At 38.5% G+C, this 16,400-nt stretch carries 15 protein-coding genes; 3 read left to right on the top strand and 12 right to left on the bottom strand.

The genetic code is table 11. From position 1 onward, the window contains the following. Positions 1-100: 100 nt before the first annotated feature. From ATS75_RS02160 to ATS75_RS02140, 5 genes are all read right to left on the bottom strand, one after another. On the bottom strand, positions 101-1,270 hold the full coding sequence (locus ATS75_RS02160; protein WP_058558777.1) for an endonuclease/exonuclease/phosphatase family protein: 1,170 nt from the start codon (positions 1,268-1,270) through the stop codon (positions 101-103). Then, the gene (locus ATS75_RS02155; protein WP_058558776.1) at positions 1,271-2,203 is read right to left on the bottom strand and encodes a YeiH family protein; all 933 of its coding nucleotides are present in this window, start codon (positions 2,201-2,203) and stop codon (positions 1,271-1,273) included. It abuts the gene before it with no gap. A 229-nt stretch (positions 2,204-2,432) separates the two neighbouring features. Next, complete coding sequence (locus ATS75_RS02150; RefSeq protein WP_058558775.1) at positions 2,433-3,581, bottom strand: 5-(carboxyamino)imidazole ribonucleotide synthase; 1,149 nt, start codon at positions 3,579-3,581, stop codon at positions 2,433-2,435. A 1-nt stretch (position 3,582) separates the two neighbouring features. Beyond that, positions 3,583-4,065, bottom strand: a complete 483-nt coding sequence (purE, locus tag ATS75_RS02145) for a 5-(carboxyamino)imidazole ribonucleotide mutase (protein WP_058558774.1) — start codon at positions 4,063-4,065, stop codon at positions 3,583-3,585. 155 nt (positions 4,066-4,220) lie between these two features. Then, on the bottom strand, positions 4,221-5,807 hold the full coding sequence (locus ATS75_RS02140) for an ABC-F family ATPase (protein ID WP_082665388.1): 1,587 nt from the start codon (positions 5,805-5,807) through the stop codon (positions 4,221-4,223). Between the two features lie 352 nt (positions 5,808-6,159). Between ATS75_RS02140 and ATS75_RS02135 the strand changes: the two genes are divergently transcribed. After that, positions 6,160-8,124 carry a TonB-dependent receptor gene (locus ATS75_RS02135; protein ID WP_058558772.1) on the top strand — a complete coding sequence of 655 codons (1,965 nt, stop codon included), beginning with the start codon at positions 6,160-6,162 and terminating at the stop codon, positions 8,122-8,124. A 118-nt stretch (positions 8,125-8,242) separates the two neighbouring features. Here ATS75_RS02135 and ATS75_RS02130 read toward each other — a convergent pair whose 3' ends face one another. Continuing rightward, positions 8,243-8,620: a hypothetical protein gene (locus ATS75_RS02130; protein WP_058558771.1), complete on the bottom strand. Its 378-nt coding sequence runs from the start codon at positions 8,618-8,620 to the stop codon at positions 8,243-8,245. Positions 8,621-8,877: 257 nt separating this feature from the next. Beyond that, on the bottom strand, positions 8,878-9,363 hold the full coding sequence (locus tag ATS75_RS02125) for a GNAT family N-acetyltransferase (protein ID WP_058558770.1): 486 nt from the start codon (positions 9,361-9,363) through the stop codon (positions 8,878-8,880). 78 nt (positions 9,364-9,441) lie between these two features. Here ATS75_RS02125 and ATS75_RS02120 point away from each other — a divergent pair, with 78 nt between their 5' ends. After that, positions 9,442-9,654 (top strand): hypothetical protein, encoded by a 213-nt coding sequence (locus ATS75_RS02120; RefSeq protein ID WP_058558769.1) that lies wholly within the window; start codon positions 9,442-9,444, stop codon positions 9,652-9,654. A gap of 132 nt (positions 9,655-9,786) precedes the next feature. Here ATS75_RS02120 and ATS75_RS20480 read toward each other — a convergent pair whose 3' ends face one another. Beyond that, positions 9,787-9,954 (bottom strand): hypothetical protein, encoded by a 168-nt coding sequence (locus ATS75_RS20480; protein WP_201020938.1) that lies wholly within the window; start codon positions 9,952-9,954, stop codon positions 9,787-9,789. A 301-nt stretch (positions 9,955-10,255) separates the two neighbouring features. Here ATS75_RS20480 and bktB point away from each other — a divergent pair, with 301 nt between their 5' ends. Continuing rightward, positions 10,256-11,449 (top strand): beta-ketothiolase BktB, encoded by a 1,194-nt coding sequence (gene bktB, locus ATS75_RS02115; RefSeq protein WP_058558768.1) that lies wholly within the window; start codon positions 10,256-10,258, stop codon positions 11,447-11,449. Positions 11,450-11,810: 361 nt separating this feature from the next. Here bktB and ATS75_RS02110 read toward each other — a convergent pair whose 3' ends face one another. From ATS75_RS02110 to ATS75_RS02095, 4 genes are all read right to left on the bottom strand, one after another. Beyond that, positions 11,811-12,257, bottom strand: coding sequence for a hypothetical protein (locus ATS75_RS02110; protein ID WP_058558767.1), 447 nt, complete (start codon positions 12,255-12,257; stop codon positions 11,811-11,813). Positions 12,258-12,361: 104 nt separating this feature from the next. Next, positions 12,362-12,727, bottom strand: a complete 366-nt coding sequence (locus ATS75_RS02105) for a cupin domain-containing protein (protein ID WP_058558766.1) — start codon at positions 12,725-12,727, stop codon at positions 12,362-12,364. A gap of 115 nt (positions 12,728-12,842) precedes the next feature. Further along, positions 12,843-13,427 carry a class I SAM-dependent DNA methyltransferase gene (locus ATS75_RS02100; RefSeq protein ID WP_058558765.1) on the bottom strand — a complete coding sequence of 195 codons (585 nt, stop codon included), beginning with the start codon at positions 13,425-13,427 and terminating at the stop codon, positions 12,843-12,845. 253 nt (positions 13,428-13,680) lie between these two features. Then, positions 13,681-16,368, bottom strand: coding sequence for a M14 family zinc carboxypeptidase (locus tag ATS75_RS02095; RefSeq protein WP_058558764.1), 2,688 nt, complete (start codon positions 16,366-16,368; stop codon positions 13,681-13,683). Positions 16,369-16,400: the final 32 nt, after the last annotated feature.

The raw sequence follows: 16,400 nt of genomic DNA, 5'->3' as shown, positions 1-16,400 counted from the left end.
ATAATTGGCTTAATTTAAGCAGAACCTCCCTTATGATTGCAATTTTTTAAGATAAACAGACAAACTTTACAGCTAGATTAAACGTTTTTAATTTCAGCCTCTATTTTACAATAAGATCTAACCAGACCATGCGGTGATCCGAAGATGCATTGCGGTCCTTAATTAAACGGTATAATTCATTGTTCTCAGCTGGCCAAAACACACCTCCGCCTTCAACACTTAAGCCATACTCTGAAGGGAGCACATAGTCTGCCCTTGCAGCCCAATACGCAGTATATGACGCTGCATAACTTTCAGAAAAACGACTCGCAGCGCCTTTACTGACCGGCGTAAAGCTACTGTTTATAAGTGGATTATCCAGTAACTGATTTGTTGTGAGTGGGCGCTTTTTATCCCCCTCTGGTGCTGCATTTAAATCACCCAGGATCACAAAACGGGTGTCAGGTTTAAGGCCTCCATTATTACCTTTATCGTCATAAATGTAAGCGGCGTTATCAACATAATCTTTTACTAGCCTAATTTCATCATGATTTCGTTTACCATTACGGTCTTCATCACCATCAAATACAGGAGGAGTTGGGTGAGACGCAAGTAAATGAATAGTTTTACCTTTTACCGTAATGGGTAAGTCCCAAAATGATTTAGAACTCAGTCGCATACTTTGCCACTCTTGTTCATTATACCAATTTTCACCCGTTTTAGGGTCTATCGGCATTTGAGCATTAGGCATATCTTTATACTTAAACGTTTGAAGAGTGCGCGCTTTATCAAAATCAATGGGGTAACGCGAGAGCAAGGCCATGCCATAATGCCCTTCGAAAAAGCCAAAGCCGTACGCATCCCCTTGAACACCACCTGCCTTGCCATCGTTATCAAAATCAAATGGTGATGCTAAACCGGTGTTGACGGGGGCAATGTAAGTATAAGGGTAATTAATCGCTGGCTGCTTCTTTTGGCTGACTTGTAAATAATGCTTTTTAAAATACTCAATACCTTGTGCTTTATCAACATAGTCAAATTCATTTAATAGCAAAATATCGGGTCTAATACGCTGTATAATTTCAGCAATATTTTTTATTTGTTGATGATCACTTTTTAACGCATTGACCAGCGCATCCGGGTTAATTTGTTCACCCCTTGGCGTGTAATTTGTTGCGTCCATACTCACATTAAAAGTTGCCACGCGTATTGGATCTGCGGCTACATTATTTGTGTAGCCCACTAGTATTGAAGACGTCGCTAACGCCATTAAAACTCTATTAAGTTTCATTTAAATAAACCCATCTAAAATTAATAACAAAATAACCCCACTCACGATAATCCATAATAACGTGGCCATTATAAAAGGTTTAACGCCGGCCTGCCTTAAAACAGAGAGTGACAAACCACTGCCAATTAAAAATAAGGTCACAACTAATACCTGTTTGGCAACACTATTTAATGCAGACCAAATCGATGAATAATCTGGTAGATATGTATTGATAAGTGCAGCCGCTAAAAAGCCGACTATAAATAATGGAATACTGGCTTTTTCCTCAGAGCGCCAGAACACGCCTGCCATTGTTGTGTAAGGGATGATCCACATGGCTCGTGTTAGTTTTACGGTAGTAGCAATACTTAATGCTAGTGCGCCGTATGTGGCTGATGCACCCACTACACTACTGGTATCATGAATTGCTAACGCTGCCCATAATCCAAACTGCTCTTGGGTTAAATTTAAATAATGACCAATCGTTGGGAACAATAATAAGCCCACACCATTAAGTAAAAACACCACCCCCAAAGCGACCGCAACTTCGTGATCTTTAGCTTTAATAACCGGTGCCATCGCAGCAATTGCACTACCACCACAAATGGCAGTACCAAATGAAATTAACACCCCTGTATTACGGTTTAATTTAAACACTTGGGTGAGTATTTCACCCAAACCAATGATAGCTGTAATACTAACAATGGTTAAAACTAAAGAGCTACGCCCTACTTCTATAACTTGATTAAAATCTACGGCAAAACCAAGTCCAATCACAGCGGCTTTTAATAACCATTTACTCGCTGATTGCGAAAATTCCGTGTATGGGTTGCCTAATATTATAGCAAACGCAGCACCTACAACTAAGGCAACACCTGGTCCCATTAAGGGTGTGATACATAGCCCTAATAAAATAATATAGGCAAGTTTAATTAAATTAGTTTTAACGGGCATATTATTCCAAAATACAGCAATAATTAATTTATTCGTGCTACTGCATTGAAGAATGACATAAAGTTTTCATTAAAAAAAGAAAATGCGGTCGTCTGCCCACGATTAGACTTACAAAGGATAAAAACAATGCAATTTAAGAGGTTAAATTGTAATTATTGAAAAATAAAATGTGAGTTGCTTAGAATAACTAAATAGTATAAAAAGCCGAGATAAACTCGGCTTAAATAGATTAATTTAAAATCAGTGCTGCACTAGTTTCAATAATACCAGGGTAGTCACCCTCAGGCAGAATATCGGCTAATTCAGCAAGACGTTCGCCTAGCTCATGCAAGCTAGATGCTGAGACATTAATATGGCCCATTTTACGTCCTGGTTTAGCTGTTTTACCGTACCAATGGCTTGTAACATCAGCAATACTCAAAACAGATGCTGGAATACTTGATTGGCCAAGTACATTAATCATCGCGCTCACTTGCTTAAGCTCTGTGTTGCCCAGAGGCAATCCTGCAACAGCACGCATGTGGTTCTCAAACTGTGAACAGTGCGTCCCTTGCTGAGTCCAGTGACCCGAATTATGTACGCGAGGCGCTAATTCATTAACTAACAACTGGCCACTAACATCAAAAAACTCAATGGCAAGCACACCAACGTAATCAAGCTCATTCGCAATCTTGTTAAATGCATCTTCAGCTTGCTGTTGAATTGTTGACTTCTCTTTGCCAGCGATAGAAAGCGTAAGCACACCATTAGTGTGTTGGTTTTCAGTTAGCGGATAAATAGCAGTTTTACCGGCTTTATCACGTGCACCAATAATAGATACTTCGCGATCAAATGGGATCATTTTTTCAGCAATAATTGTATGCGGTGCTTGCTCAGTACCTGATGCTATAAAATCAGCCATTTCAGACCAGATTTGGTCTATTTGATCATCTGACTTTAAGCGCCATTGCCCTTTACCATCATAACCTGCTTGGCATGTTTTAATGACCAATGGCTTACCAAGCATTGATACAGCGTCTACGAGGTGAGCTTTTTCTGTAATCAGCTTATACGGCGCACACGCTACATCTGTTTTACTAAGCAATGCTTTTTCTATAGCACGGTCGCCGCCAGTTTTAATGGCCGATTTACCTGGGTAAAACTTATTACTGGCACAGCATAATGTAAGTACATCGTCAGGAATATGTTCAAACTCTGCAGTTATGGCATCAACCTGCGCTATCGCTTGATCTAACGTTGTATCGTAAACTTCATTAGTTAAAGGGTGCACAATTTTTTTGCTGCCTACATCATAAGCAACAACATTTAGATTTAGCGGCGCGCCCGCTAAACTCATCATGCGAGCTAATTGACCGGCACCTAATATTAATATATTCATCTTACTCTGCTGGATTAGGGTTAGCTAAAATAGTCTCAGTTTGTTCTTTACGGAAAGCTTCAACCTTTGCGAAGATTTCAGGTTGTTGGCAGCCTAAAATTTGCGCTGCTAGTAAACCGGCATTAGCAGCACCGGCATCACCAATTGCTAAAGTACCTACCGCAACACCTTTTGGCATTTGGCAAATTGAAAGCAAAGAATCAACACCATTGAGTGTTTTTGATTTAACAGGCACACCCAATACTGGTAATGATGTAAAAGCAGCCGCCATACCTGGTAAATGCGCAGCACCACCTGCACCCGCTATAATTACTTTAATACCACGGTCGCTTGCCGAACTTGCATAATCAGCAAGTAATTGAGGAGTTCTGTGTGCTGAAACAACTTTGGTTTCGTACGCAATGCCAAATTTATCAAGCATAATTGCTGCGTGTTCCATAGTTGGCCAATCTGATTTGGAACCCATAATAATGCCAACAGTCATAAATACTCCTCAGTAAACTAATTTCGAACCAATAGCGGACTTTTGTCCTTATTTGAAGGCGGCCATTATACACGTATTAAAGATAAAATCGCGAAAAACAGCCAATAAAAAAGCCATGGCATGCATGGCTTTAAAATATTTATAAAAACGCGCTTTTACGCTTCTTTACTTGCTAGGTACTCTGAATAAGTACCTCTAAAATCAATAATCTTAGCGTCTTTTACTTCCCAAATACGCGTAGCAAGTGAAGATACAAATTGACGGTCATGCGATACAAACAACAACGTACCTTCGTAAGCCTCAAGTGCTAAGTTAAGTGCTTCAATAGATTCCATATCCATGTGGTTGGTCGGTTCATCCATTAGCAATATATTTGGCTTATGCATCATAATCTTACCAAATAACATACGGCCTTGTTCACCACCTGATATCACTTTAACTGATTTTTTAATATCATTTTGTGAGAACAACATGCGCCCTAAAAAGCTGCGAACAACCTGCTCATCATCACCTTCTTGTTGCCATTGCTCCATCCACTGAAATAAGTTCATGTCTTGTTCGAATTCATCAGCATGGTCTTGAGCATAATAACCAATATTCGCGTTTTCAGACCATTTAAATTCACCTTGTTTAGGAGCTAGCCTACTTGCAAGTGTATTTAGTAATGTCGTTTTACCAACACCGTTTTCACCAATAATGGCAATACGTTCACCCACTTCAACAAGTCCTTCAAGGCCAGTGAACAACATGTCTTCAAACCCTTGGCCTAAATTGTTAAGTTCAAGCGCGTTACGGAATAATTGCTTTTCTTGTTCAAAGCGAATAAACGGTGATTGACGAGAAGACGCTTTAACTTCATCAAGTTGTATTTTATCAATTCGTTTAGCACGTGATGTCGCTTGCTTTGCCTTAGAGGCATTAGCAGAAAAGCGTGATACAAATTGTTGTAGCTCAGCAATTTGGCTTTTCTTCTTCGCGTTTTCACTTAATAGACGCTCACGGGCTTGCTCTGCGGCAAACATGTATTCATCATAGTTACCTGGATAAATACGTAATTCACCGTAGTCTATATCAGCCATGTGTGTACACACAGAATTTAAGAAATGACGGTCATGGGAAATGATAATCATGGTACAATCTCGTTGGTTTAATACATCTTCAAGCCATTTGATTGTATAAATATCCAAGTTATTGGTTGGCTCATCAAGAAGCATGATATCAGGGTCTGAAAACAAGACTTGGGCAAGCAAAACTCGAAGTTTAAAACCCGGTGCAATTTCTGACATAGGGCCATAATGCTGTGCAGTATCAATACCTACACCCATTAATAATTCACCTGCTTTAGATTCTGCTGAATAACCGTCCATTTCAGCAAATTCGGTTTCAAGATCAGCCACTTTCATGCCATCTTCTTCGCTCATTTCTGGTAAGCTGTAAATTCGGTCACGTTCTTGTTTGATTTCCCACAATTCTTTATGACCCATTATTACAGTATCTATTACCGAATACTCTTCATAGGCAAATTGGTCTTGATTTAGTTTTGCTACACGCTCATTGGGATCAGTACTAACGTTACCAGAAGAAGGTTCAAGTTCACCACTTAAGATCTTCATAAAAGTAGATTTACCACAACCATTTGCACCAATTAAACCATAACGGTTTCCCTCGCCAAACTTCGCAGAAATGTTTTCAAATAATGGTTTAGCACCAAATTGCATGGTGATGTTAGCTGTACTAATAATAGCGCTACCCTCCAAGGGGAAATCAAGAAATTTAATTGGCGGGAGTTTAAACTATAAACGGTGTTTTTTCTATGAATTATTGGTGTACTAAATCATCAAAGACAGCATTCATAATACGACTAATTCCATCTTATAAAACGGCTTTGCTTGTATGTTATACAAAAGAAAACGATGAATATTTATTTTTTGAATATAGCAATTGTAAAGATTGCGTATACACTCAATAGATAACAGCAAAGTGTAATAGCTAGTTTTAGTGTATATGGCGATAAAAATGTCTACTCGTTTGTAATTAGCCATCACTGAAAAATATAAATACCTCAAAGTGTCTAGTGACCTATTGGATCTAAAAATGAATAAAACTGGTACTTATATTTCGTTGCTTGTGACTAGTCTTTGGATTCTTCCCCAACATGCAGTGTGCGATGAACAAGAACTTATATTCGATTTATCAATTGAAGAACTACTTGAAATCAATATAACTGTTGCTTCTTCGAAGCTAGAAAAGTTAACGGATGCACCTGCAATTATTTCTAGATACAACCGTCTCGATTTAGAGAAAATGGGCATAACGACGCTGCGAGAAATGTTTAACTTTATTCCAGGTGTAATTGTGCAAGACTCTTTAGGTGGTTGGGCCTCAGTACAAATACGAGGTATTGACGAAGCATTTAATCAAAAAGTACTTTTTCTATTAGATGGTGTGCCTTATCACCAACCCTCTCACTCTAGCATTCCAATGGAAGGTGTTCCCTGGGAAGCAATATCACATGTTGAAGTAATTAGAGGCCCTGGCGCCGTGTTTTTTGGTTCCCAAGCATCAGGTGGTGTTTTTAATGTTGTTACTAAGAAGCAAAGTGAAACTAATACTGCATCTATTAAAGCTGGCTCACATGGGATGCTTGAGGCGAGCGGATATGCAATCAAAGAAATTTCTGACACACAAAGCATATATGCTGCTGTTGAAACAAGAAATGAAGATGGGTATCACTCAACTTATCACCTGAATTTTCCTGATGTAGGCGAAATTACAGACGATGTACAAAGAGAGTTAACTAAACAATCCGCGCTGGTACGGTATATTAACAAGAATTTAGTCGTTCAACTTCATGCTTTTTCTGACAAAACAATTGGTATGAATGATTCATATACTGATGAAAATACATTACAACCACTAACGCTAAAAACAGAAGGGTATCTCGTTCATATAGAAAATAGTTGGCAATTAGATCAAAGTAGGTTTGCTACTTTTATTGATTATAATTTTTATACATTAAGTATTCGCCTTAACAACTTGTTTGGACCAGGCGTAGATGCCATCGCAAAAAAAGACAACGGGGGTAAAGATGATTTCCGCTTAAGGTATGGTGGAAGTTGGGCATATAACTTTAATGAATCTTTTGACTTTGTCGCAGGTATTGAAAATGAAACTCGCTCAAGAGACTCATATCGAATATACGCTTTTGATTCGCAAAAGGATCCACTAGTTAATTTAATGGATAAAGGTAAAACAGATGAATTCTCCGCCTATACACAGTTAGACTATAACTATCAAAATTGGCGATTTCTTATCGGTGCGCGTTTCACTGACAATGAATTTAGCGGTAAAAAAACAACCCCTCGGGCAGCGATTGTTTATCAACTTGATGAGCATCAATCATTAAAAGCACTTTACTCTACGGGCTTTAACTCCCCAAATCCAACACAAACGAGTATTAGTCTGCCTGGTAATTTAGAAGGAAACCAAAACCTAACAGCTGAGATTGTACAAACATACGATATAGCATATTCCTACTCAAATGCTAGTATGCTATTTGTAGCAAACGCTTATTATCTTAAGGCGGATGACTTTATACAAAAAAGGTATAGTGAATCCCTCAATGCGATTTCTTTCTTTAACGAAAGAAGCTTTGAACGTAAAGGTGTAGAACTCGATTTTCAAAAAGCGACTGATTTAGGTAAGCTTTTCGTTAACTTGGCTTATCAGTTTGATGGTAATGAAATAAAAACAAACGACGCCGCAGCAATAAAAACACCAAAATTAACAGTAAGTGCAGGTGCTTACGCTAATTTTTGGGAAAATCATAGCTTGGGAATGGAGATTTCATATATTGGGGAACGACAAGATATTAATGGGTATTCTGTTGTAAATACTAATTACACAGCAAGATTTGAAAATGTTGATTTTTTTGTTGTTATTCGTAATGTTTTTGACCAAGAAATTCAAAATCCAGATACATTATCGTTAACTAGCCCACTTGTTGCACGAGGTGTTGAAGGTGTAAATACCCAATTAGGTGTTAGATTTAAATTTTAATTCAGATTCTTTACAATCATTTCAATGTGAATAAAAAATTACGTCTTACTAGCAGTATTTGTAACATCAAATAATGGCCTTTGTTTGCATTAGACAAAGTTGTTTTTTTAATCACAAGTTACTTACTATTCATCGTTGCAACAGAATCAAAGTCGTTAAGATTGACAGGCACTTCTCTTGCTCTGAAAAATAAAATTATCTTTGTAGGGTATAAAAAATAGCCTCTGTATCGACAGCGTTGTGTTCTTAAAATATTGAAAGTGAGTAGCGCTAAATAACAGATATAACAACATACAATAAACCCGATAAAAGTTGAGGTTAAAATATTTAAACTTATAAAATAAAACAGAACACCAATGAGTAAACTGCCATATTTTTGCTGTTTATAGCCTGGATATCGGTGGTATTGAAAGTAATCAAGTCGATTCATGTACCAATTCCCACGCTTAGAGCCAGATTCATTTAAAAACTTACTTTCTCGAAAGTCGTTAAACATACAAAACCTCGATTGACATGCAGAAGGAATACACACTACCCCATCTTTCAAAACAAATATAAGTATACTCAATCTTCGTTAATAGACTAATTTATATTTGTGATTAGCTTACGATAGGATACTACGCAATGTAATCCTTGAAGGTACATTATTAAACAGAAATTTTGATAAGCTACAACCATTACTCTTAATTAATATAGTTTAACTGTGGTTTGCCTTTTTTTAACAAATTTAGGTATGATGTGTTCTTTATTGTATTATTCATATTCCCAAACTTCATTACTAACTCGCGTAAACCCTATTTTACTGAGTAGTTTTTGAGAAGAATAATTAGCCTCATCAACATTTGCATAAAATGACGTGATAATAGGTTTTAGTATATGCTTATGAGCCTTGTTTATAACAAGGTAGTTTAACACCTCAAACATATACCCTTGATGCCAAAACTTTGTGGCTAATTCAAACCCTACCCAGGCTTTCCCGTCTTTAATATCATACAAACCAACACTGCCCATAATCTCATGGGTTTGGTTGTTAATAATAACAAATCGAATACCGCTTTGTTCATAGTAGCAAGCTAAGTCATATTGAATCATCTGTTTAACATCATCACGACTTAAAGGGAAATCGTAATCATTAAACTGTGCAACCTCTGGCTCATTTAAAATAGCGAACAAAGCCTTTGCGTGTTTATGAGTAATCAAACTCAGCGAAATTCGTTCAACACTTAACTGTTTAAACATGATAAAAATAATTTTAAACTTTATAGGCTGTTATTATTACCTTAAGATACACAGCACACAAGCACTAAGGTAAATGGAATGAGCGATAGTTTTAAAGTAATTCAACCTACAACCACCGTATATTGTCCAAAAAGAGGCGAAGGCTGGACCCTAACAGGCATTACCAGTATCGAAGAGTTTACCTCTGTGATGTTTGATGGCGTGCGTTATACCCTACCCGCCAGAGAAATTGTTGAGCAATTACTCCCAAATCAACTTGCTAGAGAAAGCAGCAATACAACAACCGACTAAAAGCCGGTAATTAAAATGTCAGCACAATTAGGGTTTGTGTTTTAAAACAAAGCTTCATTATATGTGTGAAGCTTTTCGATATTGAATATCTTGATGCTATTTAGTTCAGATTGTTACGGCGGCCAAATCAAATCAGGATGATTTCTTGTTTTTTGGAAAGACACCAAACCAAAATGCCATTTCAAGAACAAAACCTGTAATAATAAAAATAAACACCCCTGATGAAATACCATACGAATAACTTGCGATTGCAGCTATAACCAATGCAGCCATAATCAACACACGTGTTAATGTGCTCATACTATAACCTCTGAAATGTTAAAGGTGATTGTAAAAATCATATAACTAATGATTAATCTATCCTAATAGCTCATCAAGTTACTGTCTATATATTTAATGTTACTGATTATTTCAGCCTACAAAATTTAAATATGGTCTCAAAATCAGCATAGCGTTAATAAATCAATTTAAGAAAAAATAAGCGAATTCTGTTACTTGAAGATAATTTATGTTTTATGCGATAAAGTAAACCCACAAGCTAGTATGTGCCTATAACTTTTTTACACAAAAACAGTATTAACAAACAAAAAACGAGACCACTATGACAATAACTAACAAAAACAGCGTTGTAATATTAAGTGCAGTGCGCACTGCCATCGGGGGTTTTGGTGGTAGCCTTAAAAATTTTACACCTGCAGAGCTGGGAACACTGTGTGCAAAAGAGGCCTTAACTAGATCAAAGCTGTCGCCGAATGAAATTGGCGCGTGTGTCATCGGTAAAGTAATTCATAACGGCCCTAAAGATGCTTACCTTTCGCGAGTAATCGGTTTAGACGCAGGGCTACCAATCAGTAGCCATGCAGTTACACTCAATCGATTATGTGGCTCTGGACTTGAAGCAATTATTCAAGCGGCACAGCAAATTCAATTAGGTGACGTTGATGCGGCCTTAGCAGGAGGTGCAGAAAGTATGAGTAGCTCTGCGTATTCCCTTGCCAGTAATCGTTGGGGACAAAAAATGGGTAACAGCATAATGGTTGATGAGCTTACCACTACATTACAAGACCCATGGGATAATAACCCAATGGGCATAACCGCTGAAAACATTGCAGATAAATATTCTATAACACGTGAAGCGCAAGATGCATACGCAGCACAAAGCCACCATAAAGCGGCTAACGCCATTGCTGCTGGCCATTTTAAAGAACAAATTGTGCCTATCGAAATTAAATCACGTAAAAGCACACATATCTTTGATACCGACGAGCATGTTCGCGCCGAGACAACACTCGACAAGCTAGCGTCTTTAAAACCGTATTTTAAGCACGATGGTACTGTTACCGCCGCTACTTCATCAGGCATCAATGATGGCGCAGCCATGTTAGTACTTATGTCAGAACAAAAAGCCATTCAACAAGGTTTACACCCTCTGGGGCGATTGATTGGTTATGCCAGAGCAGGTGTTGACCCTACTTTAATGGGTATTGGCCCTATTCCTGCTGTACAACACGTAATGGAAAAAACTGGATTAACCATTGAGCAAATGGATGTCATTGAATCAAACGAAGCCTTTGCCGTACAAGCACTGTGTGTTGCTAGCGAATTAAACTTCCCAGAAAAAAAAGTAAACCCTAATGGCGGTGCGATTGCACTCGGCCACCCGGTTGGTGCCACTGGTGCTATTTTAACGACTAAGTGTTTGTACGAACTTAAACGTACTAACGGTAAGTACGGCCTAGTCACTATGTGTATCGGTGGCGGGCAAGGCATAGCCGCTATTTTTGAAGTGCTTTAAATTATTAAAGCGCAATAATGGCTTAATGATTAGGTTACTTATGAATCACAAACAATAAGCAATGGCTCATTAAGGCTTACTAAGGCTTACTAAGGCTTATTATAACTTGATGTTTGAAGTCCAGTTTGGCCTCAGTTCTTTGTTTTTGTCGAACGACGTTAGCTAAATACGCTAGGATGATCTTTAAATAATAGTGACCTGTATTAAACCTAACGTAAAAAAGATGACTATTCCTATGGGTTTATTGTTAAAAATAAACCTTAATAAATAGTTTAATTAGCTATAAAAAGACGATGATTGAAATTTAAACTTTAATGGTCATTGACGTATAAAAAGCAATTAAAGCTATTGCCTTATTATTTTAGATACCAATCCGTTTAATGCTAAACGTGCCTAACTCCTCGTGCTCCCAACCAAAACTAACATAACTCCCCGTAGATTGAGTCGTAGTTAAATTACCCGTTAAATGTTTATAAGCATCACAAATATTATTACGGCCTATGATGAGTCTGTCACCGTTTAGTTGATAGGATAATTCTTGTTGAAGCATTACCATAGAAGTATCAGGATAAAACTGATTTCTTTGTGGAGAATAAGAGATGACGTTAATTTTCTTCCATTCCCCGCCTAAACAAGATTCTACATTGTTAGCATGAAATTCTATTTTTAATTTAGCTATGACTGAAGCATTAAGATCATAAACCTCTAATGCCCATTTGCCATCTAACCTGCTATCTAATGCAGAAAACTTCAAATATACAAGCGCAGTAATAATAGCAATGAATGAAAAGAAAAGAATTTTATTCATGATCCCCTACTCTCACTTAACCTCTGTCAACTAACACGCAAAAATTGCGACAAAGGAACGAAAGTCTGTTCTTTTATCCCACGAGCTTGCTTTTTAACTATACTTTACACCCAAACCTCATTTTCGGCCGTAAGTTCACTAACTGATCCGCCAGTGTTAACCACGCCTTTTGGCTCTACAATCATAATCTTACATTCACTACTTGCAACAGGCCTATGTTCAATACCTTTCGGTATCACAAACATTTCCCCTGAATTAAGAGTAACAACCCCGTCACGAAATTCGATATTTAAACTGCCTTCAATAACAATAAACACTTCATCTGTCTCAGGATGGTCGTGCCAAACAAATTCTCCTTCAACTTTTACTAATTTAAATTGATAGTCATTCATTTGTGCAATCACACGCGGAGACCAATACTCTGTAAATTTTGAGAACTTATTTTTAAAGTTGATAGCTTCAAACATCATTTTGTCTCCATACTTTGAATTCTGTTAACTTGCCAGGTAATTGGCGATAATAGAGTTGGTAAAAATGAGCGATGAAGGGTCAAAAACCAACCATTCAATCATTACTTACCGCTTATTAGGCATTTTTTCCAATTGCCATTAAAACAGGCATATTCCCTTTTGAACTACTCATTATAAAAGGACTATTCACGGTCGTATTTACAAAGCCATTTGCTACAAAAGCTTGTTTAACTCTTTTTTCTGACAACCCCCTATCCGCTGACTCATCATTAGAAAGCCAATCCCATTGAACGAACAAACCATCTTTTTTTAGTAGGGATTTTAATAAACTCAATGTTGCTTCATAATCAGGTAAGAAACCGCATACAGATGATGCCACGATGAGATCAAATTTGTTTCCTAGAACCGGAGAATTTTGGACTAATTTATCTGATAGATAATCGGAGATAGACGATACATTATTTAGCGCCTTCTTATCCAAATGCTTTATCATTTCCGAAGAGGGATCAATCGCAACGATACTTTTCACTGTTGGACTCAAAAGCTGAGTTAAGGCGCCTGTACCACAGCCAAAATCAAGGACAGTTAGACCATTAATATTGATATTATTTACAAGCTCTTTAAATGCCTTTTTTGCATACTCTTCAACGGATGGGTCTACATCCCAATTTTCAGCATAGTCGTCCCACTCATTACTCAAAGTACTCTCCAACAATACAGTGTTTAACTCAATGCCTAATCGGCCTGTAAGTTAACACGTTTTAAACTTATTTTTAGTGATTGTTCACCATAGCCGACTTCCTTTTTTGCTTCAATCAGTTCCGTGTATTTTCCGTAAAATATAAAATGCCGAAGGTACTAGTAACTCATGCCGCTGAGCTGACAAAAAAAATGGGCTGTCGCATTCAGTTACAGCCACACATTTTCAGGCTAGTACGCAACAAAGTAAAAGATTAATCATCACCTAGAAACATATCTTCGTCTTCGGTTTCGTGAGACAAGTCATCGTTTAATTCATCTACATGAATGATTTGACTGTCAGCATAGTAAACGGCGGCGGGCGCTGAGTAATTAGGCACATTGTCATAGCTAAACACACTGTAATATTTAGCTATTTGACTATTACCAAAGCGGTCGACTGTGAAATCGTCTTTTCCACCATAAATTTTTACCCCATCAAAGGGCGATTTCGGAGGGTGAAAACGGTTACGAACCACAAACGAGCCAACAAAATCAGGGTGTTCGGGGTTTTTCCAACTTAGTTTAACTGCGCTATTTTCATGGCAAACATTAAGGTTTGTCGGGGCTTCAAGGGGGTACTTTCGCCGTGCGATGGTGTTGATCACCAGCTTAGCTTGTAACTCATCATCTATGGGGTACCAATCAACTAAAACATTGCTTGCTTGTGAAGCCGCGGTAGCACGGATAATAAAATAAAAGGGTTTATTTTGCGCGTGTAGACGCTCCAGTGCTTGGCGACTGTAGCTATCAAACATAAAGTATTGCTGGCTTTGATCGCGCAATTGCTCAATGCTGACCTCATACCCAATATACTCTATTTTCTCACGCTGTTTTACACTGGCATAATCCACATCTTCTAATTCAACCAGTTCAATAGTAAAACGAATATCTTTGCCGCCAAGTTTGTCACCTTGTTTATGGCTATGGTTAAGGACTAAATATGCCTCGGTTATCACGGTACAATCGGGATCTGGTAAAACATCGAGGGCAAATGCCAATTGACCGTAAATAATTTTACCTTCGCTATCAAACCCAGAAGCCAATTTATCTGCCACGACATTGTCTGGGTAAATGGTATTGAGACTCGCCGGTAGCATTTCAATGGGCTGTTGTACTTTTGAATAGATCAACTCTAAATGCGGGCGATAATGCAACCCACTGCCAAAGGGGCCGTAGCCGATATCAAATTGCATCATTTGTGAGTCATTACCTCGCGGCAAAGTAGTTGGTCCTTTAATACGAAGTAACAAAGCGCGCTGGGCTGACTGCTCCAGTTGTTGGCAAATATGCTGTAATTGCTCACGTTCAACGCCATTGAATGCCCATTGGCTCCAAATACCTTGGGTCATTTTATCTGATTCAATGGTATGACCCAAACTGCACACGCTTGGCGCATTCGCAATCGCATGGTAATCGTAAATATCGTCCAATGCGTTGGCATCCAGTAAATCAATGGACCACTGGCCATATTTTTCTATTTTGGCTGCGACCCGGTTCATTGGGTAGAGTAAAAAACGGGCATGTTTGATCACCGCATCAATCGGTAAATTTCCTAAATCAAACCGGATCACCCCATAACAAACCCCACGCTTTTGGTTGACGCCAATAAACATCGAATTATAGCCAAAATGTTCTTTATTTTTAGATAAGTAGTTTGCACCTAAGTAGCCAACATCGGCTTTATTTGGAAACAAGGTCAGCGAAAACTCGTCATTTGCTAAAGCTGTTTTTAAGCGCAGTTCAGGACTAAAGGGCGACTTTATTTTGGTGACTTTATCAACTGCGCGGATATTATAAAAATAGTGCTGGCCGCTTTTTAGCTGAACATCGGTAAAAAAGGACGAGCGCGTAATGGCCACCAGCGTTTGTTCATTGCACATGTTTTTATTGCTTTGACTGCGATAAATCTCAAAATACAAATCATCTTTTAACGGGTAAACCCACTCAAGGGTGATGCTGTCGGCACCAAGCTCACGAATAGTAAAACCTTCGACTCGTTTAGGCGCAAGTGCAGAGTAATTAATCGCCTCGCCTAACGCATGAATAAGCGCCGGAATATTCTCATCAATACTTTGCGACATGTTTTGCATGTAATCAGGAATATTGCGCGTGCCCACCTCAACCACAGTCGCTAAAATTCCTAATGAGTAATAATACTCGCGACCACTGCCTCGAATGAGGTTGGCGGGCGGTTTACCCCGATGAATCCCGTATTGTCGGCCCGTCACTTTTTTTATTTCGCAGTTCATATTGGCACACAATACATTTAAGTCTGTGCCTTCTATTTCGACCTCATGATTGAATTTATGGGCCGGAAAAAATACATTACCTTGCGAGTGGTAATCCAATGCTAAGGTGATATTACGATGCGCCAGCACAAAATCACGAATTGCTTGTGTTTCGGGCTCCGAAAATGCATGAGGACCGCCATACGTATTGGCACTGCTGTCGTTGCCTTGGCGAAATTTAGAGGCGAAATTACGGTTTAAATCGACACCAAAAGTGCCATCGCCATTGTTACGGCGATTCTTACGCCAAAATGAAAAGTGATTACGCGAATACTCCAACCCATCCGGATTCAAACACGGCACTATGTACAAGGTATTGCGAGTGAGCGCGTTCATCAACTTTGGGTTAAAGCGATAATTATCAATAATATATTTAATAAATTTAATCGCCAGCTCATTACCAATCCATTCTCGCGCATGGATAGTCCCTGTGTACAACAAGGCAGGCTTTTGATCCGCATAGGCAACATCTTGCGAAATTGTTGCCATCATAATGGGCCGCTTTTCCCACGTTTCACCAATGCTTTGGAGGCGGATCAGGTTAGGATGTTCACTCATCGCTTGCTGTAAAAAAGCAATTGTTTCTTGATAGGAGGTATATTGAACTTTCATAAGGCTGCTTCTTGTGGTTTAAACTTAGCAGG

This window comes from Pseudoalteromonas sp. H105 (assembly GCF_001469215.1).
In the GTDB taxonomy this organism is placed as follows: domain Bacteria; phylum Pseudomonadota; class Gammaproteobacteria; order Enterobacterales; family Alteromonadaceae; genus Pseudoalteromonas.
Note: the sequence above shows the minus strand (reverse complement) of the source record. Positions and strands in the feature narration are given on the sequence as shown.

Excerpts from the sequence above, each read along its gene's own strand:
- ATS75_RS02095 (WP_058558764.1), bottom strand. The coding sequence starts at position 16,368 with ATGAAAGTTCAATATACCTCCTATCAAGAAACAATTGCTTTTTTACAG.
- ATS75_RS02105 (WP_058558766.1), bottom strand. The coding sequence starts at position 12,727 with ATGATGTTTGAAGCTATCAACTTTAAAAATAAGTTCTCAAAATTTACA.
- ATS75_RS02110 (WP_058558767.1), bottom strand. The coding sequence starts at position 12,257 with ATGAATAAAATTCTTTTCTTTTCATTCATTGCTATTATTACTGCGCTT.
- ATS75_RS02135 (WP_058558772.1), top strand. The coding sequence starts at position 6,160 with ATGAATAAAACTGGTACTTATATTTCGTTGCTTGTGACTAGTCTTTGG.
- ATS75_RS02160 (WP_058558777.1), bottom strand. The coding sequence starts at position 1,270 with ATGAAACTTAATAGAGTTTTAATGGCGTTAGCGACGTCTTCAATACTA.
- ATS75_RS02150 (WP_058558775.1), bottom strand. The coding sequence starts at position 3,581 with ATGAATATATTAATATTAGGTGCCGGTCAATTAGCTCGCATGATGAGT.
- purE (WP_058558774.1), bottom strand. The coding sequence starts at position 4,065 with ATGACTGTTGGCATTATTATGGGTTCCAAATCAGATTGGCCAACTATG.
- ATS75_RS20480 (WP_201020938.1), bottom strand. The coding sequence starts at position 9,954 with ATGAGCACATTAACACGTGTGTTGATTATGGCTGCATTGGTTATAGCT.
- ATS75_RS02130 (WP_058558771.1), bottom strand. The coding sequence starts at position 8,620 with ATGTTTAACGACTTTCGAGAAAGTAAGTTTTTAAATGAATCTGGCTCT.
- ATS75_RS02120 (WP_058558769.1), top strand. The coding sequence starts at position 9,442 with ATGAGCGATAGTTTTAAAGTAATTCAACCTACAACCACCGTATATTGT.
- bktB (WP_058558768.1), top strand. The coding sequence starts at position 10,256 with ATGACAATAACTAACAAAAACAGCGTTGTAATATTAAGTGCAGTGCGC.
- ATS75_RS02155 (WP_058558776.1), bottom strand. The coding sequence starts at position 2,203 with ATGCCCGTTAAAACTAATTTAATTAAACTTGCCTATATTATTTTATTA.
- ATS75_RS02125 (WP_058558770.1), bottom strand. The coding sequence starts at position 9,363 with ATGTTTAAACAGTTAAGTGTTGAACGAATTTCGCTGAGTTTGATTACT.